This window comes from Nonomuraea sp. NPDC050383, from assembly GCF_044459125.1.
Taxonomy (GTDB): Bacteria; Actinomycetota; Actinomycetes; order Streptosporangiales; family Streptosporangiaceae; genus Nonomuraea.
The window spans coordinates 83,546-98,085 of the sequence record NZ_JBITIP010000002.1; the positions used below are offsets into that span (position 1 = coordinate 83,546).

Annotated in this window: 10 protein-coding genes; 5 read left to right on the top strand and 5 right to left on the bottom strand. The window is 71.7% G+C overall.

Going from position 1 to position 14,540, the window contains the following annotated elements; translation table 11 throughout:
* Window positions 1-5: 5 nt before the first annotated feature.
* A complete protein-coding gene (locus ACIBG4_RS05150) occupies window positions 6-1,541 on the bottom strand; it encodes a long-chain fatty acid--CoA ligase (protein ID WP_397200755.1) in 1,536 nt (511 codons plus the stop codon).
* 156 nt (window positions 1,542-1,697) lie between these two features.
* Here ACIBG4_RS05150 and ACIBG4_RS05155 point away from each other — a divergent pair, with 156 nt between their 5' ends.
* Genes ACIBG4_RS05155 through ACIBG4_RS05165 form a run of 3 tightly spaced genes read left to right on the top strand, consistent with a single transcriptional unit; the run spans window position 1,698 to window position 5,435 of the window.
* The gene (locus tag ACIBG4_RS05155; protein ID WP_397200756.1) at window positions 1,698-3,245 is read left to right on the top strand and encodes a GMC family oxidoreductase; all 1,548 of its coding nucleotides are present in this window, start codon (window positions 1,698-1,700) and stop codon (window positions 3,243-3,245) included.
* Window positions 3,246-3,291: 46 nt separating this feature from the next.
* Window positions 3,292-4,545 carry a cytochrome P450 gene (locus ACIBG4_RS05160; protein WP_397200757.1) on the top strand — a complete coding sequence of 418 codons (1,254 nt, stop codon included), beginning with the start codon at window positions 3,292-3,294 and terminating at the stop codon, window positions 4,543-4,545.
* Between the two features lie 53 nt (window positions 4,546-4,598).
* The gene (locus ACIBG4_RS05165; RefSeq protein WP_310711600.1) at window positions 4,599-5,435 is read left to right on the top strand and encodes an alpha/beta hydrolase; all 837 of its coding nucleotides are present in this window, start codon (window positions 4,599-4,601) and stop codon (window positions 5,433-5,435) included.
* Window positions 5,436-5,446: 11 nt separating this feature from the next.
* Here ACIBG4_RS05165 and ACIBG4_RS05170 read toward each other — a convergent pair whose 3' ends face one another.
* Complete coding sequence (locus tag ACIBG4_RS05170; RefSeq protein WP_397200758.1) at window positions 5,447-6,613, bottom strand: TRM11 family SAM-dependent methyltransferase; 1,167 nt, start codon at window positions 6,611-6,613, stop codon at window positions 5,447-5,449.
* Between the two features lie 240 nt (window positions 6,614-6,853).
* Between ACIBG4_RS05170 and ACIBG4_RS05175 the strand changes: the two genes are divergently transcribed.
* On the top strand, window positions 6,854-8,095 hold the full coding sequence (locus ACIBG4_RS05175) for a cytochrome P450 (protein WP_397200759.1): 1,242 nt from the start codon (window positions 6,854-6,856) through the stop codon (window positions 8,093-8,095).
* A 9-nt stretch (window positions 8,096-8,104) separates the two neighbouring features.
* Here the strand turns inward: ACIBG4_RS05175 and ACIBG4_RS05180 are convergent, their stop codons facing one another.
* Window positions 8,105-9,781 carry a hypothetical protein gene (locus tag ACIBG4_RS05180; protein ID WP_397200760.1) on the bottom strand — a complete coding sequence of 559 codons (1,677 nt, stop codon included), beginning with the start codon at window positions 9,779-9,781 and terminating at the stop codon, window positions 8,105-8,107.
* A gap of 710 nt (window positions 9,782-10,491) precedes the next feature.
* On the opposite strand from ACIBG4_RS05180, the gene leuS reads away from it, so the two are divergent.
* Entirely contained in the window at window positions 10,492-12,978 is a 2,487-nt protein-coding gene (leuS, locus tag ACIBG4_RS05185) for a leucine--tRNA ligase (RefSeq protein WP_397200761.1), read from the top strand.
* Between the two features lie 87 nt (window positions 12,979-13,065).
* Here leuS and ACIBG4_RS05190 read toward each other — a convergent pair whose 3' ends face one another.
* Entirely contained in the window at window positions 13,066-14,031 is a 966-nt protein-coding gene (locus ACIBG4_RS05190) for a TIGR03557 family F420-dependent LLM class oxidoreductase (protein WP_397200762.1), read from the bottom strand.
* A 53-nt stretch (window positions 14,032-14,084) separates the two neighbouring features.
* A complete protein-coding gene (locus ACIBG4_RS05195) occupies window positions 14,085-14,504 on the bottom strand; it encodes a hypothetical protein (protein ID WP_397200763.1) in 420 nt (139 codons plus the stop codon).
* Window positions 14,505-14,540: the final 36 nt, after the last annotated feature.

The following is a 14,540-nucleotide window of genomic DNA, read 5'->3' on the forward strand; positions in this document are numbered from 1 at the left end:
CGGCGTCAGCGCAGTTCGCGCTTGAGGATCTTGCCGGTGGCCGTCATGGGCAGCGTGTCCCTGAACTCCACGATGCGCGGGTACTTGTAGCCGGCCATGTTCGCCCGGCACCAGGCGATCAGCTCGTCCTCGGTGACCGTCGCGTCCGGGGTGCGGATGACGTACGCCTTGACCTCCTCGCCGTGCGACTCGTGGGGCACGCCCACGACCGCCGCCAGCGAGACCGCCTCGTGCGTCAGCAGCACCTCCTCCAGCTCCCTCGGGTAGACGTTGAAGCCGCCTCGGATGATCATGTCCTTGGCCCGGTCGATGATCGCGTAGTAGCCGTCGGCGTCGCGGGTGGCGATGTCACCGGTTCGGAACCAGCCGTCGCGCAGCACCTCGGCCGTCGCCTCCGGCCGGCCGTGGTAGCCCTTCATGACGTTGTGACCGCGGATCGCGATCTCGCCGGGGCCCTCGTCCTCGACCGTCTTCCACTCGCTGTCGACGAGCCGCATCTCCACCCCCCAGATCGGGGTGCCGACCGTCCCGACCTTGGCCGGGCGGCCCGGCTGGTTGAAGCTGGCCACGGGCGAGGTCTCCGACAGGCCGTACCCCTCCAGGATGCCGACGCCGAAGGTGCGCTCGAAGTCCCTCAGCACCTCCACCGGCGAGGAGGAGCCGCCCGCCACCGCCGTCCGCAGCCGGCCCGGCACCTCGCCGCCGTTGGCGTGGAAGGTGGTGAGGAGCGCCCAGTACATCGTCGGCACGCCCGCGAAGAAGGTGACGCCCTCCCGGCGCATGAGCTCCAGCGCCTCGCCCGGCTCGAAGCGCGGCATGAGCACCACCGCCGCGCGCCGCCGGAAGCCGACGTTCATGACCACCGTCTGGCCGAAGGAGTGGAACAGCGGCAGCACCGCGAGGTACACGTCGCCCTCGGCCTCGCGCTCGAACATCTGGTCGCACACCATGGCGTTCATCAGCATGTTCTGGTGGCTGAGCTCGGCGCCCTTGGGCTGCCCGGTGGTGCCCGAGGTGTAGAGGATCACCGCGGTGTCGTCGGGGGCGGTCGCCGCGGTCTCGAACGTGCCGGCCATCCCGTCGAGGGCCGCCCAGATCGACTCGCCGTACGGCGACTCGGTGGCGAGCGGCGTGGCGGGCAGCGCGAAGAAGTGCTCGCAGCCCTCGGCGGCCTCGAACCCGGCCCGGCCCCGCTCGCCGAGCGGCAGCTCGGGCGTGCCCTCGAAGCAGAACAGCGCCCGGGCGTCGCTGTCGTCGAGGTGGTAGGCGATCTCGCGGTCCTGGAGCAGCACGTTCAGCGGCACGACGGCGGCCCCGGCCTTGAGGATGCCGAAGTAGACGAACGGGAAGTACGGCAGGTTGGGGCAGGCCAGCGCCACCTTGTCCCCGCGGCCGATGCCGCGGGACACCAGCAGGTTGGCGACCTGGTTGGCGATCGTCTCGACCATCGAGTACGGCAGGCGCATGTCGCCGAAGACCAGGGCGGTGCCGTCCGGGTTGTTCCTGGCGCTGTCCTCAAGCACGACCGACAGGTTGAGCATGTCGCCTTCCTCCCTCTACGCGGCCTACGCGACGTCGCGGCCATCTTCGCAGGGCGGCATACCGACCGGTAGGTAACGCGGGTCACAAGTGGATATGGACGCCCCCGGTCGCCTGGAGTAAGCAGGTACCACGTCATTCACCCCTGCGGAGGAACCATGGAGTACGACTACGTCATCGTCGGTGCGGGGTCGGCGGGATGCGTGCTGGCCGGCCGGCTGACGGCCGACCCGGGGGTGAGCGTGGCGCTGGTCGAGGCGGGCGGCCCGGACGACAAGCTGGAGATCCGCATGCCGGCGGCCTTCGCGAAGCTGTTCAAGACCGCCTACGACTGGAACTACTCCACCGCCAAGCAGCCCGAGATGTCCGGCCGCGAGCTGTACTGGCCGAGGGGCAGGGTGCTCGGCGGGTCGTCGTCGATCAACGCGCAGATGTGGGTGCGCGGCGGCCGGCTCGACTACGACCAGTGGGGGGTGCCCGGCTGGTCGTACGACGACGTCCTGCCGTACTTCCACCGGGCCGAGCACCGCGTCGGCGGCAACGAGGGCGGTGTGTACGGCACGGGCGGCCCCCTGTACGTCTCCGAGCTGCGCAGTCCCAACGTCACCACGGCCGCCTTCCTCGGGGCCTGCGAGGAGCTGGGCCTGACCAGGCTGCCCGAGGTGAACGGCCCCTCCAGCGAGGGCTACGGCCCCACCCCCGTCACCCAGCGCCGGGGCCGCCGGTGGAGCGCCGCCGACGCCTACCTGCGTCCCGCGCTCAAACGGCCCAACCTGACCGTCATCACGGGCGCGACCGTGGACCGGGTGGTGTTCGACGGCGTGCGCGCCATCGGGATCGAGCACGACGGCGGCGCCCAGGTCCGGGCCCGTCGCGAGGTCATCCTGGCCGCGGGCACGATCGGCTCGCCGTACCTGCTCATGCGCTCGGGGGTGGGCGCGGCCGGCGAGCTGCGCGACGCCGGCGTGACCGTGGTGCGCGACCTGCCGGAGGTCGGCAAGAACCTCCAGGACCACCTGTCGTCCGGGGTGTTCGTCCGGTGCCGGGAGCCGGTGACGCTCACCAGGGCCGAGTCCGTCGGCAACCTGCTGCGCTACCTCGTGCTGCGCTCCGGCATGCTGACCACGAACGTGGGCGAGGCGGTGGCGTTCGTGCGCACCTCGCCGGAGGAGCCGGCGCCGGACATCGAGCTGATCTTCGCGCCGGGCCCGTTCGTCGACCACGGCCTCACCCCGCCGACCGGCCACGCCATGACCGTCGGCGTGGTGCTGCTCCAGCCCGAGAGCCGCGGCCGCGTCGGGCTCAACGGGCACGACGTGGTCATCGACCCCGGCTACCTGGCCAAGGAGGCCGACGTCAGGCGGCTCGTCGCCGGGTTGAGGACGGCCAAGCAGATCTTCGCCACCACCGCCATGCGCCCGTACGCCGACGGTCCGATGCCGCCCTACGACGGCCCGGAGAGCGACGAGGAGCTCGCCCAGTGGGTGCGCGAGCGGGGCGAGACGCTCTACCACCCGGTGGGCACCTGCCGGATGGGCGCGGACGAGGCGTCGGTGGTGGACCCTGAGCTGAGGGTGCGCGGCGTCGAGGGGCTCCGCGTGGCCGACGCCTCGATCATGCCGTCGCTCAATCGCGGCCACACCCACGCTCCCGCCATAATGATCGGGGAGAAGGCCGCGGATCTGATCCTGGCGGGTCCGGCCTGACCGAACGCCTTGACGTAAGTGACCACTTGCACAAGGCTTTGCGGTTATGACGATCTCCGCCGACATGGACCTGTCGCAGATGCCGTTCTGGGCACTGCCCCAGGCCCACCGCCAGGAGACCTTCCGGCGGATGCGCGCGCTCGACCGGCCTGTGTTCGTGCCGGAGCAGCCGCTGCCGTTCATCAAGAGCGGCGCCGGATACTACGCGCTCGTCCGGCACGCCGACGTGGTGGAGGCCAGCCGCACCCCCGAGGTGTTCAGCAGCGAGCCCTGCTCCAACAGCATTCCGGACATGCCCCGCTGGCTGGCCGTCTACTTCGGCTCGATGATCAACATGGACGACCCGAAGCACGCCCGGCTGCGCCGCATCGTCTCCCGTGCCTTCACCCCCCGCGTCCTGGCCAAGATGGAGGAGGACCTGGAGCGGGCCGCCGCCGAGATCGTCGACCAGGCGGTCAAGGAAGGGCCGGGCGACTTCGTCACCCAGGTCGCCGCCAGGCTCCCGGTCCGCGTCATCTGCGACATGATGGGCGTCCCGCCGCAGCTGCACGACCTGGTCCTGCGCCGCACCAACGTCATCCTGGGCAACGCCGACCCCGAGTACAGCGGCGTCGGACCCCAGCTCAGCCGCGTCAACGTGGCGCGCGGGCTGGCCCGGCTCATCCACGCCGGCTACTCGCTGAACCGGCTGGCCGCCCGCCTCGGCGACGAGCGGCGCAAGCGGCCGACCGGCGACCTGGTCAGTCTGCTCGTCAACGGAGAGGAGCGGCTCAGCTCCCAGGAGCTGGGCTCGTTCTTCATCCTGCTCGTGGTGGCCGGCAGCGAGACCACCCGCAACGCCATCACGCACGGGCTCAAGCTCCTCACCGACCACCCCGACCAGCGGCGGCTGCTGACCGAGAACTTCGAGGGCCTCATCGGCAAGGCGTGTGACGAGATCATCCGCTACTCCACGCCGGTGATCCAGTTCCGCCGCACGGTCACGCGCGAGCACGTCATGAACGGCATGCGCTACCGCGAGGGCGACAAGGTGCTGCTGTTCTACAACTCCGCCAACCGCGACGAGGCCGTCTTCCGCGACCCCGACGCCTTCGACATCACCCGCGACCCCAACCCGCACGTCGGGTTCGGCGGGCCCGGCCCGCACCACTGCCTGGGCGCCCATCTCGCGCGGCGGGAGATGACCGTGATGTTCCGGGAGCTGTTCACCCGGCTGCCCGACGTCAGGGCCGTGGGCGAGCCCGACCATCTGCTGTCCAACTTCATCAACGGCATCAAGCACCTGCGGTACGCCTACTGAGCGCGCCCGCCCGGCATTCTCGGGTGGGCAAGCGGGTGCTAGGTTTCGCAGTCATGGAGATCAGGACAATCCACGCCAACGGGGTGGAGTTCGCGTATCTTGCCGTGGGGGAGGGGCCGCTGGCGCTGTGCCTGCACGGGTTCCCCGACACCGCGCACACCTGGCGGCACCTCATGCCGGCGCTGGCCGGCCGCGGCTACCGGGCGGTGGCGCCGTTCATGCGCGGCTACGCGCCGACCGAGATCCCGGCCGACGGGGCCTACGAGGGCGCGGCGCTGGCCGCCGACGTGGCCGCCCTGCACGAGGAGCTCGGCGGGGGCGACGACGCCGTGGTCGTCGGGCACGACTGGGGCGCCTTCCCCGTGTACGGGCTCGGCGGGCGCTTCCGCCGGTCCGTGACCCTGGCCGTCCCGCCGCCCGGCGCCATGCTCACCTCGTTCTTCTCGTACGAGCAGCTCAAGCGCTCCTTCTACGTCTTCCTCTTCCAGACGGGGCTGGCCGAGACCGCCGCCGCCGAGCCGGGCTTCCTGGAGGGGTTGTGGGCGGACTGGTCGCCCGGGTACGACGCGCGGCGCGACCTCGAGTTCGTCCACCGCAGCCTCGGCCGGCCGGGCAACCTGGCGGCGGCCATCGGGTACTACCGGGCCATGCTCGGCACCACTCCGCCCTCGGGCCGTCACCCGGACCCGGAGCCCACGACGGGGCCGATCCTCTACCTGCACGGGAGCGGGGACGGCTGCCTCGGGGCCGGGGTGGTCAAGGACGCGCCGGACCACCTGCCGGCGGGCTCCCGGGCCGAGGAGGTGGCCGGGGCCGGCCACTTCCTCCACCTGGAGCGCCCGGAGGAGGTCAACCGCCTCATCCTGGACTGGCTCGGCCCCGCCTCCTGACGAGGCTCGCCTCAGCGGTGCCGGTTCGCCACGCTGAGCACGGCGAGGGCCGGGTGCCTGCCGGACAGGGAGACCTCGATCACCCGCTCGACACGGAAGCCCTCCGGCACCTCGTCCACCAGCGCCACCGCCAGCCCGCCGGGGGCCAGCACGCGGCGGACCTCCCGCCACAGCAGCCCGCCGTCACGCGCCAGCAGCCCGGAGGCGGCGACCTGGCGGCCCCACGGCGGGTTCACCAGCACACGGTCCACGCTCCGAGAGGGCAGCGGCAGCCGTCCCGCGTCGGCGACGGCCAGCGCCGTCCGCACTCCGGCGCGCGCCGTGTTCGCGGCGGCGGCCCGCACGGACACGGGGGAGCGGTCGGCCCCGGCCAGGCGCGCGTGCGGCGCGAGCAGCCCGGCCTCGGCCAGCGTCGTGCCCGCCCCGCAGCACGGGTCCAGCACCACCGGCCCGCCGCCGCGTCCTGCTCCTCCGGCGAGTGGCCGGCCGAGGCCCGCGAGGACGGCCATGGCGGCGGCCAGCGGCGGGTGCAGGGTGCCGGGGATCGAGTCCACCTTGTACGGCCGGCGGTGCAGCGGCCGCTCGCCCAGCCGTACGGCGATGACCGCCTGGTCGCCCTCGATGGTCACCCGCCACGGCACCGCGCCCGGAGGCGGCGCCACGCCGCCCGCCCGCGAGTGGTACGGCACCCCGAGCGCCCGCGACAGACCGGCCCCGACTGCGTCCTCGACGTCGAAGCGACTGTAGGAGCGCCGCCCCACGAACGTCGCCGACACCTCCAGACCGACCGGCACGTCCAGACCGACCGGCACGTCCAGGCCGACCGGCGCCTCCAGGCCGTCCGGCGTGCCCGGCTGCGCGGGCTGCCGGCGAGTCCTCGGCGGCGCGGCCGCCCGGCGAATTTCCAGTGGCGTCCCGGCGTCGGCGTCGGCGGCGGCCCGGCGCAGGCGGGCCAGCGCGGCGCGCCCCGGCCCCACCCCGTCCACGACGGCGGCCGCCAGCAGCACGTCGTCGGCCGTCCGCAACCCGAGCAACCCACCCGGCCCGGGTCCCGGCTCGGCGACCTCGAACCACACCTCGCGGTGGCGCAGCCTCCGGACGACACCCAATTCCATGATCTCCGCGGCCACCAGGGGCTCGATGCCACGCACCGCCCTGGCCACGGCGAAAGCACGCACGTGTCCTTCTCCAACGTCGCGACCCGGGACGGCCCCTTGGCCGCCCCGCATCGCCGGCGGTGGGTCATCCGCGACCCGCCGGCGGGCCGCTAACGCAGGAAGAAGAAGAACTGCACGCGGCCATGCTAGCGATCACCGGCCGCGCGGCCGAGCGAATATCCCGGGACCCCGGAAACGGACTACGTACGCTGTACGTCATGACCATTGACGTAAGTGGCCACTTGCCCAAATGATGGCCCTATGACTGCCGTTGACTTCGATCTCTCGGACCAGGCTTTCTGGGCCAGGCCCATGGCCGAGCGGGAGCGGGCGTTCGACCTGATCCGCTCGCTGGAGCGGCCGCCCTACTTCGAGGAGATGGAGATCTCCTTCGCCCCGAAGGGGCCGGGCTACTACGCCCTGGCCAGGCACGCCGACATCGTCGAGGTCAGCCGGCACCCGGAGATCTTCTGCTCGGGCGACGGCGGGGCGACGAACATCCCGGACATGCCCGCCGAGTTCGCCGAGTACTTCGGCTCGATGATCAACATGGACGACCCGCGCCACGCGCGCCTGCGCCGGATCGTCTCACGGTCGTTCACGCCAAAGATGATCAAGCAGTTCGAGACGGACGTGGAGATCGCCGCCGCGCGCATCGTGGACGACCTGCTCGCCAAGGGCCCCGGGGCCGACTTCGTGACGGACGTGGCCGCCCGCCTGCCGTTGAAGATCATCTGCGACATGATGGGCATCCCCGAGCGCGACTACCAGTTCGTCTTCGAGCGCTCGAACATCATCCTCGGCGGCTTCGACCCCGAGTACTCCGGCGGCGACCTGGCCGGCGTGGCCGAGAGGCTGCTCACGGCCGGCATGGAGCTCCAGCAGCTCGTCCAGGACCTCGCCGCCTACCGCGCCGAGCACCCCACCGACGACCTGACCTCGTCGCTCGTCAACGCCAACATCGACGGCGAGCGGCTCACCATGCAGGAGCTGGGCTCGTTCTTCATCCTCCTGGTGGTGGCGGGCAACGAGACCACCCGCAACGCCATCTCGTACGGCCTGCGGCTGCTCACCGAGAACCCCGGTCAGCGCGCCCTGTGGCTGGAGGACATCGACGGGCGTGCCCCCGGCGCCGTCGAGGAGATCGTCCGGCTCGCCTCACCCGTGAACTTCATGCGCCGCAAGCTGACCCGGGACTTCGAGCTGAACGGCCAGCTCTACCCGGCGGGCATGAAGGTGGTGCTGTTCTACTGGGCGGCCAACCGCGACCCGGAGGTGTTCGCCGACCCCTACCGGTTCGACATCACCCGCGACCCCAACCCGCACGTCGGCTTCGGCGGCCCGGGTCCCCACTTCTGCCTCGGGGCGCACCTGGCGCGGCGCGAGATCACGCTGATGTTCCGCGAGCTGCTGCGCCGCGTCCCCACGATCGAGGGCGGCCGGCCGGACCGGCTGTACAGCAGCTTCATCAACGGGATCAAGCACATGGAGTGCACGTTCTGACGCGGCCGCCTACTGGCTGATCACCTTGAGCTGCCTGACCACCGTGTTCACGTCGGGCAGCAGCTGCTTGCCCGTGGCCGGGACCGACATGTACACGATCGCCGGCACGTCCTTGCCCGTGTTGACGGCGGCCGTGACGATCGTGGCGTTGCCCGTGGCCGAGGTGAGGGAGTACGCGATCAGCTGCCCCGTGGAGTTCCCGACCTTGAGCGGCTGCTGGGCGATCTTGCGGACCGTGTTGCCCTCCGGGAAGAACCGCTTGCGGGCGTTGACCACGACGCTCTTGATGGCCGGCTCCAGGTCCTTCTCCGAGGTGAAGGACGAGGCCATCGCCGTGGGCAGCGGGCCGGTGAGGATCTGGGCGTAGGTGTCGGTGCCCGTCCTGACGTACTGGCGGGTGGCGAAGCCGTACGTGCCGCGGACCGTGCCGCGCTGGTCGAGCTGCCAGGTGCCGCCGAGCCGCGGGACGCTGAGACCGGCCGTGGTGTCGGACACCGTGCCGACGACCGGCGCGGCCTTGCCCGGATACGTCTTCAGGCGGCCGATCGAGGTGGACGATCGGGTGGTCCTCGGGGTGGCCGAGGCCGAGGACTTGGAGGTGTCCGCGGCGGCGGGCGTCTCCTTGTCGCCCGCCAGCGGGCCCGCGAGGAACGCCCACAGCAGGGCGCCCACGAGCGCGATCGAGACGGACCCGGCCAGGGCGTAGATCCAGATCGGCTTGCCCGGCTCGTCCAGCGAGTCGGGCTCGCCCATGCCCTCGTACTCGTCGCCGAAGACGTTGTTCCAGAGCTCCTGCTGGCGGTCGGGGGGAGGCGTGCGGGAGCCGCTGATCTGGCCGGCCGTCACGAACGGGCGGTCGGGGTCGGACGGGTCCCGGCTCAGGTTGGAGCCGGGACGCGGCTGGCCGGGCTCGTCCGGGTGCCCCTGCTGGTCGTGCTCGCCGGGGTGCCCGTGCCGTCCTTGCTGTCCGGGGGGACCCGGCTGCCCGTGCTGTCCGGGGTGGCCCGGCTGGTCGGGGTGTCCGGGCTGGCCGGGGTGTTCGGGCTGGCCAGGGTGTCCGGGCTGCCGGACCTCGGCCGGGTACGCGTGGCCGGGGGCGGGCTGGGCGTGGCCGGCGGCGTCGCGCCCGGCCGGGCCCGGGCCCGCCGGCGGGTGTCCGGCGCCGGGGTGCGCGTTCGCGGGGTGGCCGGGGCCGGGGCGGTCGCCGGGCCGCGCGCGCTCGCGCCCCTGGGCTGCGGCCCGCTCGTCCAGCGGCATGCCGTCGCCGTACGAGCCCTGCGGCACGGGCCGGTCATGAGGCCGGTCATGAGAGCGGTCGTCGGGCCGGGCGCTGTGCGGGCCCTGTGGTACGGCGTGGTCGTTCAGCGGCGTGCCGGTGCCGTACATCATCGTGCGGTCCATGGCGTCGGCGGACGACGGGCGCGCGGGGGCGGCGTCGGCGGGCGGCCACGGGGCCGGGGAGCTGAGGTTGGACCAGGCGTTGGAGGGCGAGGACGGGGTGCTGGACGGGTCCTGCCAGGCCGGCACGGGATCGCGGTGGACGGGCTCCCGGGAGCCGCCCCGCCCGCCGTCCCTCATGCCGTCATGCCGACCGGCCGGGCCGTCCTGACGCGGCGTCTCGGGCCAGGAGGCGTTCATGGCGTCGGAGGTGCTGGAGGGCTGCGGGGCGCTGGAGGCGACGGTCACGTCGGGCCACGACGTGTGCGACGGCGAGGCCGCCTCCGGCCAGGAGGCGTTCGCCGGGGGGCCGGCTTCGGGCCACGGGTTCGAGGGGGAGGTCGAACCCGGCCAGGACGCGTTCGAGGGGGAGGTCGATTCCGGCCAGGAGGGCTGGGCGGGCCGCTCGGAGGACTGGGCGCGCCGGGCGGACGGGGACTGGCGGGACTCCCCGCGCGAGGATCCCTCCCGGGGCGGCACCTCAGGCCAGGAGGGTGGCCGGTGCTGTGCTCCGGAATGCTCCGTTGCCATTGCTCCCGTACCTCCTGGTGGTGTTCCGTCCGCTTTTGACGTGTCGGACATGATCTCATGGGATTTTCCAGGAGAGTTGGGGGGTTCCGCAGCGAAACGCGCGAAGCCGTGCGGATCCGTGGGGGGATCCTGCATGGGCAGGCCGGCCAGGGATCGGTGAGGCTCGACGGAGTAGACCACGGCGTCGAGAGTAATCTAATGGGACATATGAGGTCACAACGGATGGATCACCATCAGATCTCATAGGCCAGGATTCGGGTGGCGACCCCCCTTGCGCCCGGCGGTCATCGTCGAGTATCGGCAAAGTCCTGATGAGGTGCGCTAGGCTTGACCTATGCGTTCCGCGACCCTGCTTCTTAGCGGGCCGCGACGGCCCTGAGCTCTCGCCGTCGCGGCTGCCCCTCGTCCTGCGCACGGGGGGTTTTCTTATGGGTCCGAGTCGAGGCAGAAGGACATTCGCCGTGAGTGAGTACGATCCGCAGGCGCTGCAGGCCAAGTGGCAGCAGCGGTGGGAGGAGCTGGACCCGTTCCGGGCGGGCGAGGACGCCGCCGACAGCCGGGAGCGGCGCTACATGCTCGACATGTTCCCCTACCCCTCCGGTGACCTGCACATGGGGCATGGCGAGGTGTTCGCCATCGGCGACGTCGTCGCGCGCTACTGGATGCAGCGCGGCTACAACGTCATGCACCCCATCGGCTGGGACTCCTTCGGCCTGCCCGCCGAGAACGCCGCGATCAAGCGCAACGCGCACCCGGCCGAGTGGACCTACGCCAACATCGAGACCCAGGCCACGTCCTTCCGCCGCTACGGGATCTCCTTCGACTGGTCGCGCCGCCTGCACACCAGCGACCCGGAGTACTACCGGTGGAACCAGTGGCTGTTCAACCGGTTCTTCGAGCGGGGCCTGGCCTACCGCAAGGGCGGCCTGGTCAACTGGTGCCCCAACGACCAGACCGTGCTGGCCAACGAGCAGGTCGTGGCCGGCAAGTGCGAGCGGTGCGGCGCCGACGTCATCCGCCGCGAGCTGACGCAGTGGTACTTCAAGATCACTGACTACGCGGAGCGGCTGCTGGACGACATGGCGCAGCTGGAGGGCGGCTGGCCCGACCGCGTGCTGACCATGCAGCGCAACTGGATCGGCCGCTCCGAGGGCGCCGACGTGCTCTTCGAGATCGAGGGCCGCGAGGAGCCCGTCCACGTCTACACCACCCGCCCCGACACGCTGTTCGGCGCGACGTTCTTCGTGGTGGCCGTCGACGCGGCGCTGGCCGACGAGATCGTCACCGACGACCGGCGCGAGGAGTTCGAGGCCTACCGCGCCGAGGTCGCCAAGCTGAGCGACATCGAGCGGCTGTCCACCGACAAGGAGAAGACCGGCGTCTTCCTGGGCCGCCACGCGATCAACCCGGTCAACGGCGAGCGCATCCCGGTCTGGGCGGCCGACTACGTGCTGTCCGACTACGGCCACGGCGCCATCATGGCCGTGCCCGCCCACGACCAGCGCGACCTGGACTTCGCGCTGAAATTCGGGCTGCCGGTCAAGGTCGTCGTCCACACCGGCCTGGCCGACCCCGGCGAGACCGGCGAGGCGACGCCCGGCGAGGGCACCCTGGTCAACTCCGGCCCCCTGGACGGCCTGACCAAGACCGAGGCCATCACCAGGATCATCGAGATCCTGTCGGCCGAGGGCAGGGGCACCGCCTCGGTCAACTTCCGCCTGCGCGACTGGCTGCTGTCGCGTCAGCGGTTCTGGGGCACGCCGATCCCGATCATCCACTGCCTGGACTGCGGCGAGGTCCCCGTCCCCGACGACCAGCTGCCCGTCACGCTGCCCGACCTGCGCGGCGAGGCGCTGGCGCCCAAGGGCGTCTCCCCGCTGGCCAGCGCCACCGACTGGGTCAACGTCGACTGCCCCAAGTGCGGCGGGCGCGCCACGCGCGACACCGACACGATGGACACCTTCGTCGACTCGTCGTGGTACTACCTGCGCTACTGCTCGCCCGGCTACACCGACGGGCCGTTCGACGTCGAGCAGGTCCGCAAGTGGGGGCCGATCGACCAGTACGTCGGCGGCGTGGAGCACGCGGTGCTGCACCTGCTGTACTCCCGGTTCTTCACCAAGGTCCTGCACGACATGGGCATGGTCGACTTCACCGAGCCGTTCCTGCGCCTGCTGAACCAGGGACAGGTGATCAACGGCGGCAAGGCCATGTCCAAGTCCCTGGGCAACGGCGTCGACCTGGGCCAGCAGATCGACGCCTACGGGGTCGACGCGGTCCGCCTGACCATGGTCTTCGCCGGGCCGCCCGAGGACGACATCGACTGGGCCGACGTCTCGCCGGCCGCCTCGCAGAAGTTCCTGGCCCGCGCCTTCCGCGTGATGGACGAGGTGAGCAGCGAGCCGGGCGTCCCCTTCGAGGGCGGCGACCTGGAGCTGCGCAAGTTCACCCACCGCACCGTCGACGAGGTCACCAAGCTGGTCGAGTCCCACCGCTTCAACGTCGCGGTGGCGCGGCTGATGGAGCTGACGTCGGCGGCCCGCAAGGCCATCGACTCCGGCCCCGGCGCGGCGGACCCGGCGGTGCGCGAGGCCGCCGAGGTGCTGGCCGTGATGCTGTCGCTGGTGGCCCCCTACACCGCCGAGGAGGGCTGGGAGCGGCTGGGCCACACCGGCTCGACGGTCGCGCTGGCCGGCTGGCCGGTCGCTGAGCCGGCGCTGCTGGTGCAGGACTCCGTGACCTGTGTCGTCCAGGTGGCCGGCAAGGTCCGCGACCGCCTGGAGGTCTCGCCCTCGATCGCCGAGGACGAGCTGCGCGCGCTGGCGCTGGGCTCGGACAAGGTCCGCGCCTACCTGGACGGCCAGCCCCGCAAGGTGATCGTCCGGGCGCCCAAGCTGGTCAACATCGTCCCCTGAACCATGACCCCGGGTGAGCCCCCGCCGGCCGTACGAGCCGGTGGGGGCTCACGCGTGAAGAGACCGCGCGCCCTCGGGCGCGGCCGGTCACAGGGAGCGCAGGGCCGGCAGCAGCTCCTTCTCGGCCCAGCGGAAGAACGGCTCCTGCTGGTCGTGCCCGACCTGCACCAGGGCGACGTGTGTGTAGCCCGCGTCCGTGTACTTCTTGACCGCCTCCACCACCGCCTCCACGTCGCTGCCGCACGGCACGCTGGAGGCCACGTCGTCGGGCGTGACGAACTGGGCGTACGCCTCGAAGTTCACCGGCCCCGGCAGCTCGGCCATGACCTTCCACCCGGCGGCCGACCAGCGCCAGAGCCGGTGGGCGCGCTCCTTGGCCGCCTGGGCGTCGGTGTCGTAGGACAGGGCGAGCTGGCCGTACACCGGCTTGCCCGCTCCTCCTGCCTGGGCGAACTGCCCGACCACCTCCGGCATCGGCTCGTTGATGATCAGCAGGTCCCCGTACTCCGCCGCGATGGCGGCCGAGCGCCCGCCCGAGGCCGCGATGCCGATCGGCACCGGCTGCTCCGGCAGGTCGTACAACTTGGCCGAGTCGACGTCGTAGAACTCGCCCTCGTAGGTGACGTACTCGCCGCCGAACAGCTCGGTGATGATGGTGACGGCCTCGCGGAACATGCGGTGCCGCCGGTCGGCGGACGGCCAGCCCTCGCCGATGACGTGCTCGTTGAGGTTCTCGCCCGAGCCGAGGCCGAGGGTGAAGCGCCCGCCGCTGAGCACGCCCATGGTGGCGGCCTTCTGCGCGACCACGGCCGGGTGGTAACGCATGATCGGGCAGGTCACGTACGTCATGAGAGGGAGCCGCTCGGTGGCGTGCGCCACCGCGCCCAGCACCGACCAGGCGTAGGCCGCGTGGCCCTGCTCCTCCACCCACGGGAAGTAGTGATCGGAGATGACGGCGTAGTCGAAGCCGACCTGCTCGGCCCTGGCGGCGTCGTCGACGAGCTGCCGAGCCGGTGTCTGCTCGCACATCAGGGTGTATCCGATTTGTACCATGATGGGCGGGCTACCCCAGGAGGCAGGCGCCTAGCTCACGAGACCGGAGATCCCTACCGGTCCAGCACCTCCTCCGCCATCAGGCTGAGCCCGATGCCGAGCAGCCAGAAGTCCTTGGCCAGCGCGATCCCCTGCTGCGACGGCCGCAGGCTGCCCTCCCGCCGCATGCCCGGCGTCCTGAGGTAGAGGCCGACGAGGCCGCCCGCGAACGCGGTCAGCGCGGCCCCCGCCACGAACGAGGGCACCACGGGGACCAGCAGGGCGGCGCCCACCGCGATCTGCGCCTTCGACAGCAGGCCGACGAACCGCGCCGGGTCCTGCTTGCTCAGGAACGGGTACGTGCCGGCCGCCATGCCGTGGACGCCCGCGACCGTGTCCTGGTCGGCGCCGGCCATGTCGATGCCGGAGTTGAGGATGTACGCGCCGGCGGCCAGGCGGGCCGGGAGCTGGTGGGTCCTGGGGAAGAGTCTCATGGTTCCTCGCGGTGGCAATGTGAAGTTTGGGATGTG